Source organism: Muricoccus nepalensis, assembly GCF_006438825.1.
GTDB classification, from domain to species: domain Bacteria; phylum Pseudomonadota; class Alphaproteobacteria; order Acetobacterales; family Acetobacteraceae; genus Roseomonas; species Roseomonas nepalensis.
This window is the reverse complement of record NZ_RCZP01000004.1, coordinates 41,189-60,881: the sequence shown is the minus strand read 5'-3', so window position 1 is coordinate 60,881 and position 19,693 is coordinate 41,189. Positions and strand designations below refer to the sequence as shown.

Below are 19,693 nucleotides of genomic sequence, written 5' to 3'. Positions count from 1 at the left end.
CTCCGCCTCGTGCCCCAGGGCGTCCGGCGCGCGAAGGGGCGGGGAGGGGGGCTCGGGCGGGTCGGCCCCCTCCTCCGGCGGCTCCGCCAGGATGGCGACGGCGGCCTTCGCGGGCCCGGCCTTCCGCCCCCGCGGCTTCGCCGCCTCCAGCGGGCCGGTGGTGCCGGGGTGGAAGTGCTCGTAGATCCGCTTGGCGACGGCGGGGCCGATGCCGGGGGAGTTCTGCAGGTCCTCCAGCGCCGCGTTCCGCACGCCGCGGGCCGAGCCGAAGTGGTTCAGCAGCGCCCGCTTGATGGCCGTGCCGACTCCGGGGATCTCGTCCAGCTCGCTCTTGATGAGGGACTTCGACCGGCCGGCCCGGTGCGTGGTGATGGCGAAGCGGTGCGCCTCGTCCCGCAGGCGCTGGAGGTAGTAGAGGACGGGGTCGCGCGGCGGGAGCTGGATGGGCTCCATGCCCGTCCGGTGGAACCATTCCCGCCCGGCGTCGCGGTCCGGCCCCTTGGCGACGGCCACCAGCGGCACGTCGTGCACGCCCATCTCCGTCAGGATGTCCCGCGCCGCGCTGAGCTGGCCGATGCCGCCGTCGATCAGCACCAAGTCCGGCCAGGTGCCGCTCTCGCGCTCGGGGTCCTCCTTCAGGGCGCGGCCGAAGCGGCGCTCGAAGACCTCCCGCATCATCGCGAAGTCGTCTCCCCCCCGGGGAGCGCCAGCTCCTCCGGCGCGGGGAGCGTTAGCTCCTCCGCCGCGGGGAGCACCCGTGGTGCGCGGCGCGGCGCGAGCGGCCGCATCGTGCGCCAGCACCTCCACATCCTCGCCCGCCAGCGGCTCGACGCCCGAGGCATCGGCGGGCGCCGGCCCGCGGTCCGTCGCGTCCGCCTTGCCGCGCTTGCCCTTCGGCGCCCCCGCGCCCTCGCCGCGGATGGAGAACTTGCGGTAGGCGTTCTTGAGGAAGCCTGAGGGCCCGGCCACGACCATGACGCCGTAGGCGTTGGTGCCCTGGATGTGGCTGTTGTCGTAGATCTCGATCCGCTCGGGCGTGGAGGGCAGGTCGAAGACCTTCGCGACCCCCTCCAGCAGCTCGCCCTGGGCGGCGCCCTCGGCCAGCTTGCGCTCGAGCGCCTCGCGCGCGTTCGTCTGGGCGTGCTCCACCGCCGAGCGCTTGTCGCCGCGCCTCGGGTAATGGACCTCCACCTTCCGGTCGGAGCGCAGCGCCAGGGCCTCGGCGATCAGCGCCGCCTCCGGCAGCTCGTGCGAGACGAGGACGAGGGGGGGCGGCGGCAGGTCGTCGTAGAGCTGGCCAAGGAAGGCGGTGATGACCTCCGCCGGCTCCGCGTCCGCCCGCATGCCCGAGAGGAAGAAGGGGCGGTTGCCGTTGTTCCGCCCGCCGCGGAAGAAGAAGACCTGCACGCAGGCCTGGCCCGCCGCCTGGTGCAGCGCGACCACGTCGGCGTCGCCCACGTTCTCCATGTTGATGCGGTCCCGCCCCTGGACGTGGGTGAGGCCGCGGATGCGGTCGCGGATGGCGGCCGCGCGCTCGAACTCGAGGCGCTCGGCGGCCTCCTCCATCTCCTTGGCGAGGCGCTTCTGGATGGAGGGCGTCTCGCCCGAGAGGAACTGCACGGCCTCGCGCACGAGCTCCCCGTACTCCTCCTTCGAGACGCGCTCGACGCAGGGGGCGGAGCAGCGGCGGATCTGGTGGAGGAGGCAGGGGCGGGAGCGGCTGTCGAAGACCGTGTCGCGGCAGGAGCGCAGCAGGAAGACGCGCTGGAGCGCCGTCAGCGTCTGGTTCACCGCCCAGACGCTGGCGAAGGGCCCCCAGTAGGAGGCGCCCTTGCGGCGCTCGCCGCGGTGCTTCGTGATCTGCGGATAAGGATGATCTTCCGTGATCACCAGCCAGGGATACGACTTGTCGTCCCGCAGCACGATGTTGTAGCGCGGCCGCAGCCGCTTGATCAGGTTGGCCTCCAGCAGCAGCGCCTCGGCCTCGGAGGCGGTGGTGATCACCTCGAGGTGCCGGGTCTCGAAGACCATGCGCTTGAGCCGGTCGGGCAACTTGTGGACCTGGGTATAGGCGTAGACGCGCTTCTTCAGGCTGCGCGCCTTGCCGACGTAGAGGGCGTCCCCCTTGGCGTCGAGCATCCGGTAGACCCCCGGCGAGAAGGGCAGGGTGGCCAGCGCCGTCTCGATGACGGCCCGCCCCTCCATCGGGGCCACGGGGGTGGTCTGCTCGTTCGAGAAGGCCATCAGGCTTGTTTCCGTTGGGTTTCCAGGGGCGGCATTCCGGTTGTCCCCCGAAGCTGTGGATAACCTTGTGGAGAGAGGCGTCCGATCATGCGCGGAGGGCCGTGCCACAAGGCCTCCCGAAGCGTCTGCCTATTTCGTGGGCATGGAAGCAAGATACTGATTTTGCAGCCTTTAGCTTCCGATCCGGCATTCATGCTTCGTTCACATTGTGAGGTTTACCCGTCATGCGCGAGTAACCCGAGGGTTCTTTCGCGCGGGGGATGAATTTCGTCACTTCGTGGGTAGGGCGTTGACAAGGAGGCGAGTTGAGGCCTTCGCGAGGGCTCAGGCCCGCCGCCGCTCGACGCTCACGCCGACCGCTCCGACATGGGGCATGATGTCCGGCTTCTCCACCGTCACGCGCGCGGATTCGACGCGCGGGTCCTCCAGGCAGGCCACCGCGATGCGCTCGGCGAGCGTCTCGGCGAGGCGCGTGTGGCCGTTGGTGGCGACGCTCCGCGCGCGCTCGGCGACGGCCGCGTAGTCCACCACGCGCTCCAGCCGGTCGGGCCCGACGCCGGCCGGGGCCGCGTCGTCGGCGACGAGAAGCTCGATCCCGATGACCACGCGCTGCGGCGCCGCCTCCTCCCGCGGGTAGACGCCGAGGCGCGCCTGAACCGTGAGGTCGCGCACGAAGACGCGGCGCAGCCCGCGGGCGGCGTCGGGAATGTAGGATGTCATTCCTCGGGCCCTTCCGCCGCGCGGGCGGGCGACCACTGGAGGTGCTGGCCGCTGTCGAGCGCGAGGACCTGCCCCGTGACGGAGGGGAGGGAGAGAAGCGCGACCACCGCCCGCGCCACCTCCTCCGGGCTCGAGCCGCGGCGCAGCGGGGTGCTCTCGCACTGCGCCCGGAACTGCTCCTCGGTCTGCCGGGTGCTGGCGACGGTGGGGCCGGGGCCGATGCCGTTCACCCGGACGCGCGGCGCGAGCGCGAGCGCGAGCGACTGCGTCAGCGCCCAGAGCCCGGCCTTGGAGACGGTGTAGCTGACGAAGTGCGGGGTGAGGGACAGCACGCGCTGGTCGAGCATGTTCACCACCGCGCCCTCCGCCCCGTCGGGCAGGGCGAGGGCCATGGCCTGGGTCAGCACGAAGGGAGCGCGGAGGTTGGGCTCGAGATGGGCGTCCCAACTCTCGCGGGTGGCGCTGTCCCACTCGTCGCGCTCGAAGCGGGAGGCGTTGTTCACTAGGACGCCGATGGGGCCGAGACGCGCGGTGGCGTCGGGGAGGAGGGATTCCACCTCCGCCTCCCGCCCGAGATCGGCCCGCAGCGTCGCGGCCCGCCGGCCGAGGGCGCGGATGGCCGCCGCCGTCTCCTCCGCTTCCGCCGCGCTGCGGCCGTGGTGGATGGCGATGTCGAAGCCCTCGGCCGCGAGGGCGAGGGCGATCGCGCGGCCGATCCGCTTCGCCCCCCCGGTGACGAGGGCGGCGCGGGGGATGCTGGGGGGGATGGCCATGAGGCCCGCAAGATGGGGGCAAACCGCGCCACGCGGGAGAGGGCGGGGCCTACCCCCAGTCGAAGGCGGCCATGCAGCGCAGCGCCCGCTCCCGCAGGAGGTCGCCGCGCAGCGCGACCGGGGTCCAGCCGGGCTGGGCGCGGATCCAGGGGGCCGCCTGGGAGAGGTCGGCGTCCAGCAGCCGCTTCGCCCCCGGCACGTCCGTCCCCCGCGCGGCGTAGACCACGCGCCCGATGCCGAGCTGCGCGATGACGACCGCGCACATCAGGCAGGGCTCGCAGCTCGTGTAGAGGGTGGTGCCGGGCGGCAGCCGGCCGCTGTCGAGGCGCCGGAGGGCCGCGCGGATGGCCACCACCTCCCCGTGGGCGGAAGGGTCGCGGTCGGCGCGGACGCGGTTGTGCCCCTCGCCCAGCACCGCGCCGGCGGCGTCCACCACCAGGGCCCCGAAGGGCGCCTGGCCCCCGGCCAGCCCGGCCTCGGCCTGGGCGATGGCGCGCTCCATGAAGCCCTCGTCCCCCGAATCGTCCATGCGGCGCGCCCTCCCCTGACGGGAAGGGAACACCCTTGCCGGGGCGGGGATGCGGTGCCATCCGATCAGGATGGAAAAGAGCTCTTCCGGCACCCCGGACCTCACCCAGACCGGCCTGGCGCAGACCGGCCTCGCGGGCAAGCGCGCCCTCGTCACCGGGCATCGCGGGGGGATCGGGCGGGCCATCGTGGCGGCGCTGGAGGCCTCCGGCGTCGTGGTCGAGGGGCTGGACCGGCCGGAGCACGACCTGGCGGCGATCGACCGGATCGCGCCCGCGGTGGAGGCGGCGGCGACGCGGATGGGCGGGCTGGACCTGCTGGTGAACAACGCCGGCGACACGATGATCGGCACCCTGCTCGACACCCCGCTGGCCGAGGCGGAGCGGATCATGCGCGTCAACTGGCTGGCTCCCTTCGCGGTGATGCAGGCGGCGCTGCCGCACCTGCTGGAGCGCGGCGGCGCGGTCGTGAACATCGCCTCCGACCAGGCGCTGATCGGCAAGCCGGCCTCGGCGGCCTATGGCGCCTCCAAGGCGGCGCTCGCGCAAATGACGCGCTCGGCGGCGCTCGACTTCGCGACGCGGGGCGTGCGCTTCAACGCCATCGCGCCCGGCAGCACGGACACGCCCATGCTGCGCGCCGTCATCGCCGACCTCGCCGCCCGCAGCGGCTCCGGCCCGGCGAGCGACGCGGTCTACACCGAGGCCGTGCCCCAGCGCCGCTTCGCCGACCCGCGCGAGATCGCGGCGGTGGTCGCCTTCCTCCTCTCCGATCACGCGAGCTTCGTCACGGGCATCGTCATGCCCGTGGACGGCGGGACCACCGCGGCGTGAGCGCCGTCCTCGTCACCGGCGGCACGCGGGGGATCGGGCTGGCCTGCGCGCGGCTCCTCGCCTCCCGCGAGCGGGCCGTGGTCGCGGCCGCGCGCCGCCCCCCGGAGGGGCCGCTGCCGCCGGGCATCCGCTACCTCCCCGGCGACGTGACCGACCCCGCCTCGGTGCGCGCCCTCTTCGCCGCGGCGGGGCCGGTCGGCGCGGTGATCCTGGCCGCCGGCGTTGCGGGCGGCGACCCCGCCTCCCCGGACGAGGAGCACTGGCGCCGCATCATGGCCTCCAACCTCGACGGCGCCTGGCGCTGCGCGGAGGCCGCGGCACCGGTCCTGCCGGACGGGGAGGGGCGCATCGTCTTCCTCGCCTCCGTGCTGGGGCTGCGGGCGGTGCCGGACCAAGTGGCCTATTCCGCCGCCAAGCACGGGGTGATCGGGCTGATGCGCGCCCTCGCCCTGCGGCTCGCCCCGCGCGGGATCACGGTGAACGCCCTCTGCCCGGGCTGGGTGGACACGGAGATGGCGCGCGCGCGCTGGGCGGAGCTCGGCATGACCGCCGCCGAGGCCGCGGCCGGCACGCCGACGCGCCGCATCACCGCGGCCGAGGAGGTGGCGGAGATGGCCGCCTATCTCCTCTCGCCGGCGGCGGGGAACGTCACGGGGCAGGCGATCGCGCTGGACGGGGGCGCGGGGCTCTGACGCGCGCGGGGCGGACCCGCGTTGCGCCGCCCGCCCGTTTCCGCTCCCTTCGGGGCCGACGATGACCGTCCCGGAGGCCGTCCCATGCCCGTCCCGCGCCGCTCCCTCCTGGCCGCCCTCGCGGCCGCGCCGCTTGCCGCCCAGGCCCAGCCCCAGGCCCAGGGCGCCTGGCCCGACCGTCCCCTCCGCCTGGTCCTTCCCTACACGCCCGGCGGCGGGACGGACGCCGTCGCCCGGGCGCTGGGCACCCGGCTGAACGCCGCGCTCGGCCAGCCCGTCGTGGTGGAGAACCGCCCCGGCGCCGGCGGCAACCTCGCCACCGAGCTGGTCGCGGGGTCGCGGCCGGACGGGCACACGCTGCTCATGGGCAACCAGGGCCCGATCGCGGTGAACCCCACCCTCTTTGGCCGGAACCTGAAGGTGAACCCGCAAGCGGCGCTAGACCCGGTGGCCATGGTGGCGGAGACGCCGCTGGTGCTCGTCGCCGGCCCCGCGACGCCGGCCGCGACGCTGCCCGCCCTGATCGCGGAGGCGCGGGAGAAGCGGGGCGGGATGAACTACGCCTCCCCCGGCAACGGGTCGGCGGGGCACCTCGCCATGGCGCTGCTGCTCCAGCAGGCGGGGGTGGAGGCGACGCACGTCCCCTTCCGCGGCGCCGCCCCGGGCCTGACCGACGTGGCGGCGGGGACGGTCGCGGCCATGATCAGCACCCTGCCCTCCGTCGCCGGCCTGGTGGAGGGCGGCGTCCTCCGCGCCCTGGCCGTGACGGACGACCGGCGCCTCCCCTCCATGCCGGGTGTGCCGACCGTCGCCGAGACCATTCCCGGCTACCGCGCCACCGCCTGGTACGGGATCCTCGTGCCCCGCGGCACGCCCGAGCCGGTCCGCGCGCGGCTGGAGGCCGCCATCCTCGAGAGCCTGGGCTCCCCGGAGCTCGTCTCCAGCCTCGCGCGGGAGGGGGCGATGCCCTACCCGATGCCCGGCGATGCCTTCGGCCGCTTCATCGCGGCCGAGCGGGCGCGCTGGGCCCCGGTGATCCAGGCGGCCGGCATCACGGCCGACTGAGGGCGTTGCATCCCTTCCGCCCGGCCCGCGTTCTCCCGACCACAACCACATGGGTTAAGGAGGACGCGCATGATCGACGCATCGCAGATCAAGGAGCACATGGAAGTCGTGGGGTCCTGCGGGAACCATGTCGGCGTGGTCGACCATGTCGAGGGCGACCGGATCAAGCTGACCCGCAAGGACAGCACCGACGGCCAGCACCACTACCTGCCCCTCTCCGCCGTCGCCTCGGTCGAGGGCGACAAGGCCAAGACCTCCATGAACCACATGGACGCGATGAAGCAGTTCCAGGCGGGCTGAACGGCCGCGCCCGGCGCGGGGCGCCGGCGCGAGGAAGGCCCCGCCGGGTCTGTCCGGCGGGGTTTTTCGTGCCTTCCCGCCAGTGGGCTTCGCAGCCCGGACAGGGGCTTGCGGGGCGACCTTCCCAGGGTCGATTGGTTGCGCGCGCGGGACGGAACCGCGGTGGTAACATAACTCCCGACATTGCGAGCCGCCCGGGACCGGGCTAGACCGGCCGCCCATGGACGGCACCACGACCGCACCAGCCCCCGCCGAAGCCATCCTCTCGGCGGATGTCTCGAAGGGCCCGCTCCCCCTCTACCGCGCCCGCGTGGCGGCGGGCGCCCTGCGCGCGGACCCCGCCCAGGCGCGCGCGGCCGAGACGCTGCAGGACCTCTGGCGGCGGCTGCGCGGCTACGACCCGCACCCCGAGGCAAAGGAGGAGCCCGGGCTCCTCGCCCGGTTCTTCCGCCGCAAGCCCGTGGACGACCAGCCCGACGGCCCGCCCCTCGGCCTCTACCTCGTCGGCGAGGTCGGGCGCGGCAAGTCCATGCTGATGGACCTCTTCTTCGAGACGGCGGACGTGCCGCGGAAGCGCCGCGAGCACTTCCACGCCTTCATGCAGGCCTGCCACCGCCGCATCCACCAGTGGCGCCGGACCCATGGCGACGCGGCCGACCCGATCCCGCCGCTCGCCGACCGGATCGTGGCCGAGGCCGCGCTGCTCTGCTTCGACGAGTTCCAGGTTCACGACATCGTGGACGCCATGCTCCTCGGGCGGCTGTTCGAGGCGCTCTTCGCCCGCGGCGTGGTGGTGGTCGCCACCTCCAACACCGCGCCGGCGGATCTCTTCAAGGGCAAGCCGGGGCGCGATGCCTTCCTGCCCTTCATCGCCATGATCCAGAAGCGGCTCGAGGTTCTCCAGCTCTCGGCGCTTCAGGATTACCGGCGCGACCGCATCCGGGGGCTGCCGACCTGGCACACGCCCCTCGGCGGCCGCGCCGACCGCGCGCTCGACGCCGCGTTCCGCGAGCTGAGCGGCGTCGCGAATGCCGGCCCCTGCACGCTGACGGTGCTGGGCCGGAAGGTCGAGGTGCCGCAGGCCCACCGGGGCGTGGCGCGGGCGGACTTCGACACCCTCTGCGGCGCCTATCTCGGCGCCGCGGACTTCCTGGCCATGGCCACCCACTTCCACACGCTCGTGCTGGACGGCGTGCCGCGGCTGGGCCCGGAGAACTACGACCGGGCCCGCCGCTTCGTGACGCTCATCGACGCGCTCTATGAGCACCGCTGCAAGCTGGTCGCCTCGGCCGAGGCCGTGCCCGACCAGCTCTACGAGAAGGGCGAGGGGGCGGCGATCTTCCAGCGCACCGCCTCCCGCCTCATGGAAATGCAGAGCCAGGAATACCTGGCCTTGCCGCATCTGACGTAACGGCCCCGTCCCGGAATTGCCCGGCGCGCGCCTGAGGGGGCAGGGCGCCGGGTGGGGATCCGGGGAAGGGGCCATAGGGGGAGATTTTTCATGCTGCGTTCCTTTGCCATCGCGCTCGGCGCGGTCGTCGCGCTCGCGTCCGTGCAGCCCGCCGACGCCGCGGGGAGCCGCCAGGAGGCGCGTTCCGCCGGCAAGGCGGCCCGCCCGGCCGCCGCGCGTCCCGCCGCCGCCCGCGCCACGGCGCCGCGCGGGCCGCGGGCCGCAGAGGCCGCGCCCGCCCGCCGCCCGGCCTTCGCCGTCCGCGGCAGCGGGCGCGCCCAGGCGCTGCGCTACGCCGACCGCCGCCCGGCGACGATGGGCGGCCAGGGCCGCATGGGGCTCCGCTTCGTGAGCCTCCTCTCCGCCGCCCCGGCCGCGGCGGCCACCGTGCCGGCCCGCGGCGGCAAGTACGCCAAGGCAGCCTACACGAGCGCCCGCGCCGAGGGCGCGGACGAGGGCCGCGCCGTTCGCCGGGGCGCCTGGCACGCCGGCCTGCCCGCCGCCGACGGCGAGCAGATGGACTGCCCCGCCGGGACCATGGCCGTGCTCGCCAGCGGCCATGTCGACACCTTCCGCTGCATGCCGATGTAGCGCCCGGGAACAACCCGGGGTTGGGGAGGGGCGGGGTGCCGAGGGGCGCCCCGCCCCTTTCCGTTGCGGCCCTGCCTTGCCGCGCCTTGCCCCTCCGGGCGTCCGGGTCTAATGCCTGCGCGCCTTTCTCGCAGTCGCGAGACTCCTCCGCGAAGGAAACCCCATGGCCCGCAAGAAGATCGCGCTCATCGGCGCCGGCAACATCGGCGGCACGCTCGCCCACCTGATCGGGCTGAAGGAGCTCGGCGACGTCGTGCTCTTCGACGTCTTCGGGGGGGTAGCGGCCGGCAAGGCGCTGGACATCATGCAGTCCAGCCCGGTCGACGACTTCGACAGCGCCATGTCCGGCGGGTCCGACTACGCGGCGATCGCGGGCGCGGACGTCATCATCGTCACCGCCGGCTTCCCGCGCATGCCCGGCATGAGCCGCGACGACCTGCTGACGAAGAACGCGGGCGTGATGGGCCAGGTGGCCGAGGGCATCAAGCAGTACGCCCCGAACGCCTTCGTCATCTGCATCACCAACCCGCTCGACGTCATGGTCTGGGCGCTGCAGCAGAAGTCCGGCCTGCCCGCGCACATGGTGGTCGGCATGGCCGGCGTGCTCGACAGCGCCCGCTTCCGCCTCTTCCTGGCGCAGGAGTTCAACGTCTCGGTCGAGGACGTGACGGCCTTCGTGCTCGGCGGCCACGGCGACACCATGGTGCCGCTGACGCGCTACTCCACCGTCGCCGGCATCCCCGTGCCCGACCTCATCAAGATGGGCTGGACGACGCAGGAGAAGATCGACGCGATCGTCAACCGCACGGCGAACGGTGGCGGCGAGATCGTGAAGCTGCTCGAGAAGGGCTCGGCCTTCTACGCGCCGGCGGCCTCCGCCATCGCCATGGCCGAGAGCTACCTCAAGGACAAGAAGCGCGTCCTGCCCTGCGCGGTGATGCTGAACGGCGAGTATGGGCTGAACGACTTCTACGTCGGCGTGCCCGTGGTGATCGGCGCCGGCGGCGTCGAGAAGATCGTCGAGGTGCAGTTCACCGAGAGCGAGAAGGCCGCCTTCGACAAGTCCTGCGACGCCGTGAAGAAGCTCGTCGAGGACTTTAAGGCTCTCGGCGTCTGAGAATGCGGGCCGGGGGCAACCCCGGCCCTTTCTGTGTCAGGAAGGCGGGACCCGCATGAACATCCATGAATACCAGGGCAAGGAGCTGCTGAAGCGCTACGGCGTGACGGTGCTCGACGGCTACGTGGCCCGCACCCCCGAGGAGGCCGAGGCGGCGGCGAAGAAGCTGCCCGGCCCCGTGGTGGTGGTGAAGAGCCAGATCCACGCCGGCGGCCGCGGCGCCGGCCGCTTCACCGACGACCCCAACGGCAAGGGCGGCGTGCGCGTCGTCAAGCCCGAGGCGGCGAAGGAGGCGGCGGCGGCCATGATCGGCCACACGCTCGTCACCAAGCAGACCGGGCCCGAGGGCAAGGTGGTGAACCAGGTCTACGTGGAGGCCGGCTGCGACATCAAGCGCGAGCTCTACCTCTCGCTGCTGGTGGACCGCGAGACCTCCCGCATCACCGTGATGGCCTCGACCGAGGGCGGCATGGAGATCGAGGAGGTGGCCGAGAACCACCCCGAGAAGATCCTCAAGGTCGCGGTCGACCCGGCGTCGGGCCTCTACCCCTGGGCCGCCCGCAAGCTCGCCTTCGGGCTGGGCCTCGAGGGCAAGCAGGTCGGCGTCTTCACCAAGTTCGTGTCGGCGATGTACGACGCCTTCGTGAACCTCGACATGGCCATCGTCGAGATCAACCCGCTGGTTGTGACCGGCGCGGGCGACGTGGTCGCGCTCGACGCCAAGGTGTCCTTCGACGACAACGCCCTGTTCCGCCACAAGGACATCGAGGCGTTGCGCGACGACAGCGAGATGGACCCGAAGGAGCTCGACGCGGTCAAGAACGACCTCAACTACGTCGCCCTCGACGGCGAGATCGGCTGCATGGTGAACGGCGCGGGCCTGGCGATGGCCACGATGGACATCATCAAGCTCTACGGCTCGTCCCCCGCGAACTTCCTCGACGTCGGCGGCACCGCCAACGCGGAGCGCGTGACCGAGGCCTTCCGGATCATCACCTCCGACGTCAACGTCAAGGCGATCCTGGTGAACATCTTCGGCGGCATCGCCAAGTGCGACATGATCGCCAACGGCATCGTCGAGGCCTCCAAGGCGCTGACGCTGAAGGTGCCGCTTGTGGTGCGCCTGGAGGGCACGAACGTGGACCTCGGCAAGAAGATCCTTGCCGAGAGCGGCTTGGCCATCATCCCGGCCGACAACCTTGCCGACGCCGCCCAGAAGGTGGTGGACGCCGTGAAGAAGGCGGCCTGATCATGTCCGTTCTCGTTGACCGCCACACCAAGGTCATGACCCAGGGCTTCACCGGGGCCCAGGGCACCTTCCACGCTGAGCAGGGCATCGCCTACGGCACGAACTACGTGGGCGGCGTGACGCCGGGCAAGGGCGGGCAGAAGCACCTCAACCTGCCGGTCTTCGACACGGTGGCCGAGTGCGTCGAGGCCACCGGCGCCGACGCCTCCGTCATCTACGTGCCGCCGCCCTTCGCGGCCGACTCCATCCTGGAGGCGATCGCGGCGGAGCTTCCGCTGATCATCTGCATCACCGAGGGCATCCCGGTGATCGACATGATCAAGGTCAAGCGCGCGCTCTCCGGCTCCAAGTCCCGCCTCATCGGGCCGAACTGCCCGGGCGTGATCACGCCGGAAGCCTGCAAGATCGGCATCATGCCCGGCCACATCCACAAGCGCGGCTCGGTCGGCATCGTGTCCCGCTCGGGCACGCTGACCTACGAGGCGGTGGCGCAGACGACGGCGGCGGGCCTCGGCCAGTCCACCTGCGTCGGCATCGGCGGCGACCCCGTGAAGGGCACGGACTTCCAGGAGGTGCTGGAGATGTTCCTGGCTGACCCCGAGACGAAGCAGATCGTCATGATCGGCGAGATCGGCGGCCAGTCCGAGATCATCGCGGCCGAGTTCCTGGGGCGCGAGAACAAGCCGGGCAGCGCGAACTACAAGCCCGTCGTCGGCTTCATCGCCGGCGCCACGGCCCCCCCGGGCCGCCGCATGGGCCATGCCGGCGCCGTCATCTCCGGCGGCAAGGACACGGCCGAGGCGAAGATGGACGCGATGCGCAGCGCCGGCGTCTTCGTGGCCGACAGCCCGGCCGCGCTGGGCTCGACGATGGTCAAGGCCATCGCCGCCTGAGGCGACCCACACGCCGGGTTGATGCGCACGCCGCCGGGGTCCACCCGGCGGCGTGTTGCGTTGGGGCGTGATGCCTGCCAAGCGGCGGGGGTGAACAGGATCCTTATCGCCCGGCGGAACGCTCCGCCCTGAGCCGGGGCCGCGCGGCCCCGCCGCGGAACCCGTCCACTCCTGCTCGCCCGCGCCTTGCGCCGTGCCCCTGAGAATACGCCATGAAAACCGCCCGACGCGCCCTCTCCGAGTGGTCGCCCAATGTCACGCGTGACCTACTCGCCGGGACCGTGGTCGCCCTCGCCCTGATTCCGGAGGCGATCGCCTTCTCCATCATCGCGGGGGTGGACCCGAAGGTGGGTCTTTACGCGTCCTTCTGCATCGCGGTCGTGACGGCGATCGCGGGCGGCCGGCCGGCGATGATCTCGGCCGCCACCGGCGCCACGGCGCTGGTGATGGTGACGCTCGTCCGCGACCACGGGCTGGATTACCTCCTGGCCGCGACCCTGCTGACCGGGCTGCTCCAGATCGGCGCCGGCTACCTCCGGCTCGGCGACCTCATGCGCTTCGTCTCGGGCTCGGTGATCACTGGCTTCGTCAACGCGCTGGCCATCCTCATCTTCCTCGCGCAACTGCCGGAATTCGTGGGCGCGGGGCCGGTCTTCTACGCCATGGTCGCGGGCGGGCTCGCGATCATCTACCTGCTGCCGCGCGTGACCCGGGCCGTTCCCGCGCCGCTGGTGACCATCGTGCTCGGCACCGCGCTGGCCGTGTGGCTCGGGCTGGACCTGCGCAACGTCGGCAACATGGGCGAGCTTCCCTCCGAGCTGCCCCGTTTCCTGCTGCCCCAGGTTCCCCTGACTTTCGAGACGCTGCGGATCATCCTTCCCTACTCGGTCACCATCGCGATGGTCGGGCTGCTGGAATCGATGATGACGGCGGCCATCGTGGACGAGATGACGGACACGGCCAGCGACAAGAACCGGGAGTGCCGGGGGCAGGGGCTGGCCAACATCGCCTCTGGCCTGTTCGGGGGGATGGCGGGCTGCGCCATGATCGGCCAGTCCGTCATCAACGTGACCTCCGGCGGGCGGGGGCGGCTCTCCTCGCTCTGGGCGGGGGCCTTCCTGCTCTTCCTGATCCTCGTCCTCGGGGAATGGGTGCGGCGGATCCCGATGGCGGCGCTAGTGGCGGTGATGATCTTCGTCTCGGTCAGCACCTTCCGCTGGGGCTCGATCGCCGCGTTGCGGACCAACCCGCGCGGCTCCAGCTTCGTGATGCTGGCGACCGTGGCGGTCACGGTCGCGACCGGCAACCTGGCCGAGGGGGTGCTCGTGGGCGTGGTCCTCAGCGGCTTGCTCTTCGCCCAGAAGGTGACGCGCGCCTTCTCCGTCACCTCCTCGCTCGAGGGCGCCACCCGGACCTACCGCGTCGGCGGGCAGATCTTCTTCGCCACCGCCGGCGCCTTCCACGACGCTTTCGACTTCCGCGAGGGGGTGGAGCGCGTGGTGATCGACCTCACCGCCGCGCATTTCTGGGACATCACGGCCATCGGCGCGCTGGACCGGGTGGTGCTGAAGCTCCGCCACCAGGGCGTGGCGGTGGAGGTGGCCGGGCTGAACGACGCCTCCGCCACCATGGTCGAGCGCCTGGGCGCCTATCACCGGGAGGGGGCGGGCCTCTCCTCCGGCCACTGAGTTAGGTCATGGTCCCTGACGGATGCACATGGGTGGGATGCGTGCCCGCGATTTCCGTCTGCCTTCACGTTGCGCTAGGATCGGCTTCTGAGCAACAATATTGCGAGCGGTGGCGCCATGACCATGGATATCTCCTTCACCCGCACCCAGGCGCCGCTCTCCCGGCCCGACGACACCTCGCTCACCTTCGGCAAGGTCCTGACGGACCACATGTTCATGATGAACTATGAGGAGGGGCGCGGCTGGCATGACCCGCGCGTCGTCCCCTACGCGCCGATCCCGATGGACCCCGCGACCTCCGTCCTGCACTACGGCCAGGCGGTGTTCGACGGGCTGAAGGCCTTCCGCGGCGCCGACGGCGCGGTGCGCCTGTTCCGGGCCGAGCGGCACGCGAAGCGCCTGAACAAGTCCTGCGCCGCCCTCTGCATCCCGACGATGGACGAGGACCTGATCCGCCGCTCCTTTGAGGCGGTGGTGGCGGCCGACCACGACTGGGTGCCGCGCGCGCCCGGCACGTCGCTCTACATCCGCCCGACCGTGATCGCGACGGAGGTGATGCTCGGCGTGCACCCCGCCAGCCGCTACACCTACTTCGTCATCTGCTCGCCCGTCGGCTCCTACTACAAGGAGGGCGTGAAGCCCGTGCGGATCCTGGCCACCGACAAGCACGTCCGCGCCGTGCAGGGCGGGCTGGGCGAGGCGAAGACCGCCGCCAACTACGCCGCCTCCCTCTCCGCCCAGCAGGAGGCGGAGCGCGCCGGCTACACCCAGGTGCTCTGGCTCGACGGCGTGGAGCGGCGCTGGATCGACGAGGTCGGCACCATGAACATCATGATGCGGATCGGCGACGAGGTGATCACGCCCCCGCTGGCCGGCACCATCCTCGACGGCGTGACCCGCAACTCCATCCTCACCCTTCTCCGGGACTGGGGCGTGCCGGTGAACGAGCGTCGCGTCTCCATCGAGGAGGTGATGGCGGCTGGGCGGGACGGGACCCTGACGGAGATGTGGGGCACGGGCACCGCGGCCGTCGTCTCGCCGGTGGGGGAGCTCGGCTACAAGGGCGAGAAGATCACCGTCGGCGGCGGCCGGACCGGGGAGCTGACGAGGAAGCTCTACGACGCCATCGTCGCCATCCAGTACGGCCGGGCGCCCGACCCGCACGGCTGGATGACCGAGGTGAAGGTCCCCGTGGAGGCCTGATCGGGGGCGTGATCCGGGCCGGGGGCGCATCCCCGGCCTTGCTTCTTCCGCCGCCCCCCGCTAATCCCCCCGGCGCGCCGGCACCCCTGGAGGCCGGCGCCTGTTCGCGCGCCCTGATGGCAGCGCGAGCCGTTCAAACCCAACGTGCGAAGGAATTTGTGGCAATGGTCCAGACCATTCGGATCGAGGCCGCGGCGCGCGAGCGGGCCGGTAAGGGGGCGGCGCGCGCGACCCGGCGTGGGGGCTCTGTCCCCGCAGTGATCTACGGCGCGAAGCAGGAGGCGACCCTCCTCGCCCTCGACCCGCGCGACGTGATGAAGGAGCTGCACAAGGGCGGCTGGCAGTCCCACCTCTACGAGGTGGCGGTGGCCGGCGGCCCGACGGAGCGCTGCCTGATGCGCGACGTGCAGTTCCACCCTGTCTCCGACCAGCCGATCCACGTCGACTTCCAGCGGCTCGCCGCCGGGCAGAAGATCCGCGTGCGCGTGCCGGTGCTGCTGCTGGGCGAGGACGTCTCCCCGGGCATCAAGGCCGGCGGCGTCGCCAACCTCGTCCGCCGCGACCTCGAGGTGCTGGCCGACCCCGACAACGTGCCCGAGCGCTTCGAGGTGGACCTCTCGGCCGCCGAGATCGGCGACACCATCCGCTGGTCCGCGGTGAAGGACCAGCAGGGCGCCGTGCCGACGCTCGACCGCGACTTCGTGGTGCTGACCGTGGCGCCGCCGACGGTCGCCGAGGCCGAGGTGGTGATCGCCGCCCCGGCGCCGGCCGCCGAGCCCGCCAAGGGCAAGGGCGGCAAGGGCGCGGCCAAGCCGGCCGCCTCCGCCGCGGCCGCCAAGGCCCCCGCGAAGAAGAAGTGAGGCGCGGGGCCGGGATCGTCCCGGCCCCACCCTCCGCCTATCTGGGGCGCGCCCGCGGAAGCGGGGCGCCCCTTTCGTTTGGGGAAGCACGCCATGCTGCTCTGGGTCGGGCTGGGCAATCCGGGCGCGGAGCACGCCCGCCAGCGGCACAACATCGGCTTCATGGCGGTCGAGCGCATTGCCGCCCGCCATCGCTTCGCCCCCTGGCGCAGCCGCTTCAAGGGCGAGGTGTCGGAAGGGGGGATCGCCGGGCAGCGGATCATCCTGCTGAAGCCCCACACCTACATGAACGACAGCGGCAATTCCGTTCAGCCCGCCGCCGCCTTCCACAAGATCCCGCTGCCCGACATCACCGCCTTCCACGACGAGCTGGACCTGGCGCCGGGCAAGGTGCGGGTGAAGCGGGGCGGGGGGGCTGCGGGTCATAACGGGCTGCGCGACATGCAGCGCGCCTTCGGCAGCCCGGATTTCGGGCGCGTCCGCCTCGGCATCGGCCACCCCGGCCACAAGGACCGCGTCCACGGCCACGTCCTCGGCAACTTCGCGAAGGTCGACGCCGAGTGGCTCGACCGCCTGCTCGACGCGGTGGCCGACGCCGCGCCGCTGCTCGCGGAGGGAAAGGGCGAGGAGTTCATGACGAAGGTCGCGCTGCTGACCCAGGGCTGACCGCCCCGGCGCGGGGCGCCGGGCGGGGGACCCAGGCATGACCGGCCGGGGCTAGCGCCGACCCGCCGCCCCGGCGTAAGGGGGCGCGACCCTCCCCGAACCACGGAACACCGGCCACCATGGGCTTCAACTGCGGCATCGTGGGCCTGCCCAACGTCGGCAAGTCCACCCTCTTCAACGCCCTGACCCAGACGGCCGCCGCCCAGGCCGCCAACTACCCCTTCTGCACGATCGAGCCGAACGTGGGCCGCGTCGGCGTGCCCGACCCGCGGCTGGACGAGCTGGCGCGGATCGGCAAGTCCGCCAAGAAGGTGCCGACGAGCCTCGAGTTCGTGGACATCGCGGGGCTCGTCCGCGGCGCCTCGCGCGGGGAGGGGCTGGGGAACCAGTTCCTCGCGAACATCCGCGAGGTGGACGCCATCGTCCACGTCCTCCGCTGCTTCGAGGACGGCGACATCACCCATGTCGAGGGCAGCGTGGACCCGGTGCGCGACGCCGAGACGGTCGAGACGGAGCTCATGCTCTCCGACCTCGAGAGCCTCGAGAAGCGCCTCGTCGCCGCGCAGAAGAAGGCGAAGAACGGCGACAAGGAGAGCGCGGCCTTCGTGGCGCTGGCCGAGCCGATCGTGGCCGCGCTCGCCGCCGGCAAGCCCGCCCGCACCGCCGTGCCCAAGGGCGAGGAGGCCGCGGCCGCCCGCCTCCAGCTCATGACCACCAAGCCCGTGCTCTACGTCTGCAACGTCGAGGAGGGATCGGCTGCGACGGGCAACGCCCATTCCGCGGCGGTGGAGGCGCGGGCCAAGGCCGAGGGGGCGCGGGCCGTGATCGTCTCGGCCGCCATCGAGGCGGAGATCAGCCAGATGGGCGAGGCCGACCGCGCGGAGTTCCTCGAGAGCCTCGGCCTGCCCGACAGCGGCCTCGACCGCATCATCCGCGCCGGCTACGGCCTGCTGGGCCTGATCACCTACTTCACGGTCGGCCCGAAGGAAGCGCGGGCCTGGACCATCACCAAGGGCACCAAGGCCCCCCAGGCCGCCGCGGTCATCCACAACGACTTCGAGCGCGGCTTCATCGCCTGCGAGACCATCGCCTACGACGACTTCGTGGCACTGGGCGGCGAGCAGGGCGCGAAGGAGGCCGGGAAGATGCGGGTGGAGGGCAAGGAATACGTCGTGCGCGACGGCGACGTACTGCTCTTCCGCTTCAACGTCTGAGCGGAGGCGCGCCCCTCACTGCAGCCAGCGGGGCGTGCGGGGGTAGCGGCGGATGGTTCCGTAGCGGCGCGACCAGCCGCCGCGAAGGCTGCTCCGCAGGTGCATCCGGTAACCGGCCCGGTAGCCGCCGCGCACGGGCTCGGCGAGGGGCCTAGCTTCGTCCGCCGCGATCGCGGCCAGCGGGCCGATGGGGAGGGCGCCCGCCGCGCGGGGCGCCGCCGCGGCGAGGAGCACCGCCAGGCCAAGGGCCGTCGTCAGGGGCCAGCGCATTCGTTGCTCTCCATCCATCGCGAGCCCGTGATTGAGCCAGGACGGGACGGAGGCGGCAAGACGTTCTTTGAGGGAAACGAGAAAGGGCCCGGCGGTTTCCCGCCGGGCCCCTTTTCCGATCGGCCCAGGGCGATGCTCCGGGAAGGCCGCTCAGCGCGTGACGGCGCGGCGGTGACGAACGTGACGGCGGTGGCGACGGCTGGCGACGTCCTGCGTGACGGAGGCCACCTCGCGGGCGGACTCGACGGAGGTCGTCACGGCGCCCGGCGACACCGCGTGGCCCGTGCTCGCCAGGCTGGCGAAGGCGACGACGAAAAAGCTACCCAGAATCCAACGCATTGTGGCCCCTCATTCCCCTAAGGTCCGAGTATCATGCCGTAACATCTGATCAAGGCCTCGTGAATTCTCGGTAATGTGAAGTCTAGTTGCCTCCTGGTAGGCTCTGGTCCATCGCCAGGGCCGGAACGGCGTCCCGGCACCACCCCACGACCCTCGCCGGGACCCCGGCGACCGTCGCGCAGGGCGGCACGTCCGCCAGGACCACGCTGCCCGCCCCCACCTTCGCCCCGCGCCCGACGACGATGTTGCCGAGCACCTTGGCGCCGGCCGCCAGCAGCACGCCGTCGCGCACCTTCGGGTGGCGGTCGCCCCGCTGCTTGCCCGTGCCGCCCAGGGTGACGCCCTGGAGGATGGAGACGTCGTTGCCGATCGAGGCGGTCTCGCCGATGACGACGCCGGTCGCGTGGTCGATGAAGACCCCCCGGCCGACCGGCACGGCGGGGTGGATGTCCACCCCGAAGACGAGCGAGCCGCGGTTCTGCAGGTAGCGCGCGAGCTCGTGGCGCCCGTCCCGCCACAGCCCGTGCGCCACCCGGTGCCAGGAGAGGGCGTGGAAGCCCTTGTAGTAGAGGAAGGTCGGGAGCCAGCCGCGCGCCGCGGGGTCGCGCCGGCGGGTGGCCGCCATGTCTGCGACCGCGAGGTGGAGGAAGTCCGGGCCGGCCTCGCGCACGAGGTCCTCCAGCCGCTCGGCCGGCATCAGCGGCTCGGCCAGGCGCCCCGCGAGGAGGGCGGCGAGGGCGGGAAGGGGGGCGGCGTGGCGGACGATCGCGAGCTCCATTAGGCCGCGCAGCACGGGCTCGGCGGCCGCCGCCTCCGCGGCCTCCGCGCGCAGCGCCGCCCAGAGCTCCGCCGGAGAGGGGGTGGGTTCCGCCACCTCGGCGCCGATGTCGATTGCGGCCCTGTCCATCACGTCATCCCCGTCGCTGGCCCCGTTATCGGCCCCGTGGTTGGCCCCGCCGCCCGTCGCGTCGCCGCCCGAGATGGGCCGCGGCCGCGCC

The 19,693-nt window shown here is 72.5% G+C and carries 20 protein-coding genes and 1 pseudogene; 14 read left to right on the top strand and 7 right to left on the bottom strand.

Annotation, left to right across the window (positions count from 1 at the left end; genetic code table 11):
• Window positions 1–156: 156 nt before the first annotated feature.
• The 4 genes and pseudogenes from uvrC to EAH89_RS06660 form a co-directional block, all read right to left on the bottom strand.
• Window positions 157–2,244 (bottom strand): annotated as a pseudogene (uvrC, locus tag EAH89_RS06675) (excinuclease ABC subunit UvrC); the annotation flags it as partial.
• A 324-nt stretch (window positions 2,245–2,568) separates the two neighbouring features.
• Complete coding sequence (gene folB, locus EAH89_RS06670; protein ID WP_140882023.1) at window positions 2,569–2,964, bottom strand: dihydroneopterin aldolase; 396 nt, start codon at window positions 2,962–2,964, stop codon at window positions 2,569–2,571.
• Window positions 2,961–3,737: an SDR family oxidoreductase gene (locus EAH89_RS06665; RefSeq protein ID WP_140882022.1), complete on the bottom strand. Its 777-nt coding sequence runs from the start codon at window positions 3,735–3,737 to the stop codon at window positions 2,961–2,963. Before EAH89_RS06665 ends, folB begins: the two co-directional genes overlap by 4 nt.
• Before the next feature lie 49 nt (window positions 3,738–3,786).
• Complete coding sequence (locus tag EAH89_RS06660; RefSeq protein ID WP_140882021.1) at window positions 3,787–4,266, bottom strand: nucleoside deaminase; 480 nt, start codon at window positions 4,264–4,266, stop codon at window positions 3,787–3,789.
• A gap of 70 nt (window positions 4,267–4,336) precedes the next feature.
• On the opposite strand from EAH89_RS06660, the gene EAH89_RS06655 reads away from it, so the two are divergent.
• The 14 genes from EAH89_RS06655 to ychF all read left to right on the top strand — a co-directional run bounded on the left by EAH89_RS06655 (window position 4,337) and on the right by ychF (window position 18,086).
• Window positions 4,337–5,098, top strand: coding sequence for an SDR family NAD(P)-dependent oxidoreductase (locus EAH89_RS06655; RefSeq protein WP_140882020.1), 762 nt, complete (start codon window positions 4,337–4,339; stop codon window positions 5,096–5,098).
• Window positions 5,095–5,790 (top strand): SDR family NAD(P)-dependent oxidoreductase, encoded by a 696-nt coding sequence (locus EAH89_RS06650; RefSeq protein WP_140882019.1) that lies wholly within the window; start codon window positions 5,095–5,097, stop codon window positions 5,788–5,790. The genes EAH89_RS06655 and EAH89_RS06650 overlap by 4 nt, the downstream gene beginning before the upstream one ends.
• 84 nt (window positions 5,791–5,874) lie before the next feature.
• A complete protein-coding gene (locus tag EAH89_RS06645; protein ID WP_140882018.1) occupies window positions 5,875–6,855 on the top strand; it encodes a Bug family tripartite tricarboxylate transporter substrate binding protein in 981 nt (326 codons plus the stop codon).
• Between the two features lie 69 nt (window positions 6,856–6,924).
• Window positions 6,925–7,155, top strand: coding sequence for a DUF2171 domain-containing protein (locus tag EAH89_RS06640; RefSeq protein WP_140882017.1), 231 nt, complete (start codon window positions 6,925–6,927; stop codon window positions 7,153–7,155).
• Between the two features lie 220 nt (window positions 7,156–7,375).
• Window positions 7,376–8,566 (top strand): cell division protein ZapE, encoded by a 1,191-nt coding sequence (zapE, locus tag EAH89_RS06635; RefSeq protein ID WP_140882016.1) that lies wholly within the window; start codon window positions 7,376–7,378, stop codon window positions 8,564–8,566.
• A gap of 90 nt (window positions 8,567–8,656) precedes the next feature.
• Entirely contained in the window at window positions 8,657–9,196 is a 540-nt protein-coding gene (locus EAH89_RS06630; RefSeq protein WP_140882014.1) for a hypothetical protein, read from the top strand.
• Between the two features lie 163 nt (window positions 9,197–9,359).
• Window positions 9,360–10,313: a malate dehydrogenase gene (gene mdh / locus EAH89_RS06625; protein ID WP_140882013.1), complete on the top strand. Its 954-nt coding sequence runs from the start codon at window positions 9,360–9,362 to the stop codon at window positions 10,311–10,313.
• Between the two features lie 55 nt (window positions 10,314–10,368).
• Window positions 10,369–11,562, top strand: a complete 1,194-nt coding sequence (gene sucC, locus EAH89_RS06620) for an ADP-forming succinate--CoA ligase subunit beta (RefSeq protein ID WP_140882012.1) — start codon at window positions 10,369–10,371, stop codon at window positions 11,560–11,562.
• Window positions 11,563–11,564: 2 nt separating this feature from the next.
• Window positions 11,565–12,455, top strand: a complete 891-nt coding sequence (gene sucD / locus EAH89_RS06615) for a succinate--CoA ligase subunit alpha (RefSeq protein WP_140882011.1) — start codon at window positions 11,565–11,567, stop codon at window positions 12,453–12,455.
• Between the two features lie 212 nt (window positions 12,456–12,667).
• Window positions 12,668–14,143: a SulP family inorganic anion transporter gene (locus EAH89_RS06610; protein WP_140882010.1), complete on the top strand. Its 1,476-nt coding sequence runs from the start codon at window positions 12,668–12,670 to the stop codon at window positions 14,141–14,143.
• 117 nt (window positions 14,144–14,260) lie between these two features.
• A complete protein-coding gene (locus EAH89_RS06605) occupies window positions 14,261–15,346 on the top strand; it encodes a branched-chain amino acid aminotransferase (RefSeq protein ID WP_140882009.1) in 1,086 nt (361 codons plus the stop codon).
• Between the two features lie 164 nt (window positions 15,347–15,510).
• Window positions 15,511–16,206: a 50S ribosomal protein L25/general stress protein Ctc gene (locus EAH89_RS06600; protein ID WP_140882008.1), complete on the top strand. Its 696-nt coding sequence runs from the start codon at window positions 15,511–15,513 to the stop codon at window positions 16,204–16,206.
• 93 nt (window positions 16,207–16,299) lie between these two features.
• Window positions 16,300–16,872 (top strand): aminoacyl-tRNA hydrolase, encoded by a 573-nt coding sequence (gene pth, locus EAH89_RS06595; RefSeq protein ID WP_140882007.1) that lies wholly within the window; start codon window positions 16,300–16,302, stop codon window positions 16,870–16,872.
• Between the two features lie 119 nt (window positions 16,873–16,991).
• Window positions 16,992–18,086, top strand: coding sequence for a redox-regulated ATPase YchF (ychF, locus tag EAH89_RS06590; protein ID WP_140882006.1), 1,095 nt, complete (start codon window positions 16,992–16,994; stop codon window positions 18,084–18,086).
• Window positions 18,087–18,101: 15 nt separating this feature from the next.
• Here ychF and EAH89_RS06585 read toward each other — a convergent pair whose 3' ends face one another.
• From EAH89_RS06585 to cysE, 3 genes are all read right to left on the bottom strand, one after another.
• Entirely contained in the window at window positions 18,102–18,356 is a 255-nt protein-coding gene (locus EAH89_RS06585; RefSeq protein ID WP_140882005.1) for a hypothetical protein, read from the bottom strand.
• Window positions 18,357–18,506: 150 nt separating this feature from the next.
• Complete coding sequence (locus tag EAH89_RS06580; protein WP_140882004.1) at window positions 18,507–18,695, bottom strand: hypothetical protein; 189 nt, start codon at window positions 18,693–18,695, stop codon at window positions 18,507–18,509.
• Between the two features lie 82 nt (window positions 18,696–18,777).
• Window positions 18,778–19,602, bottom strand: coding sequence for a serine O-acetyltransferase (gene cysE / locus EAH89_RS06575; RefSeq protein ID WP_140882003.1), 825 nt, complete (start codon window positions 19,600–19,602; stop codon window positions 18,778–18,780).
• Between the last annotated feature and the right edge of the window lie 91 nt (window positions 19,603–19,693).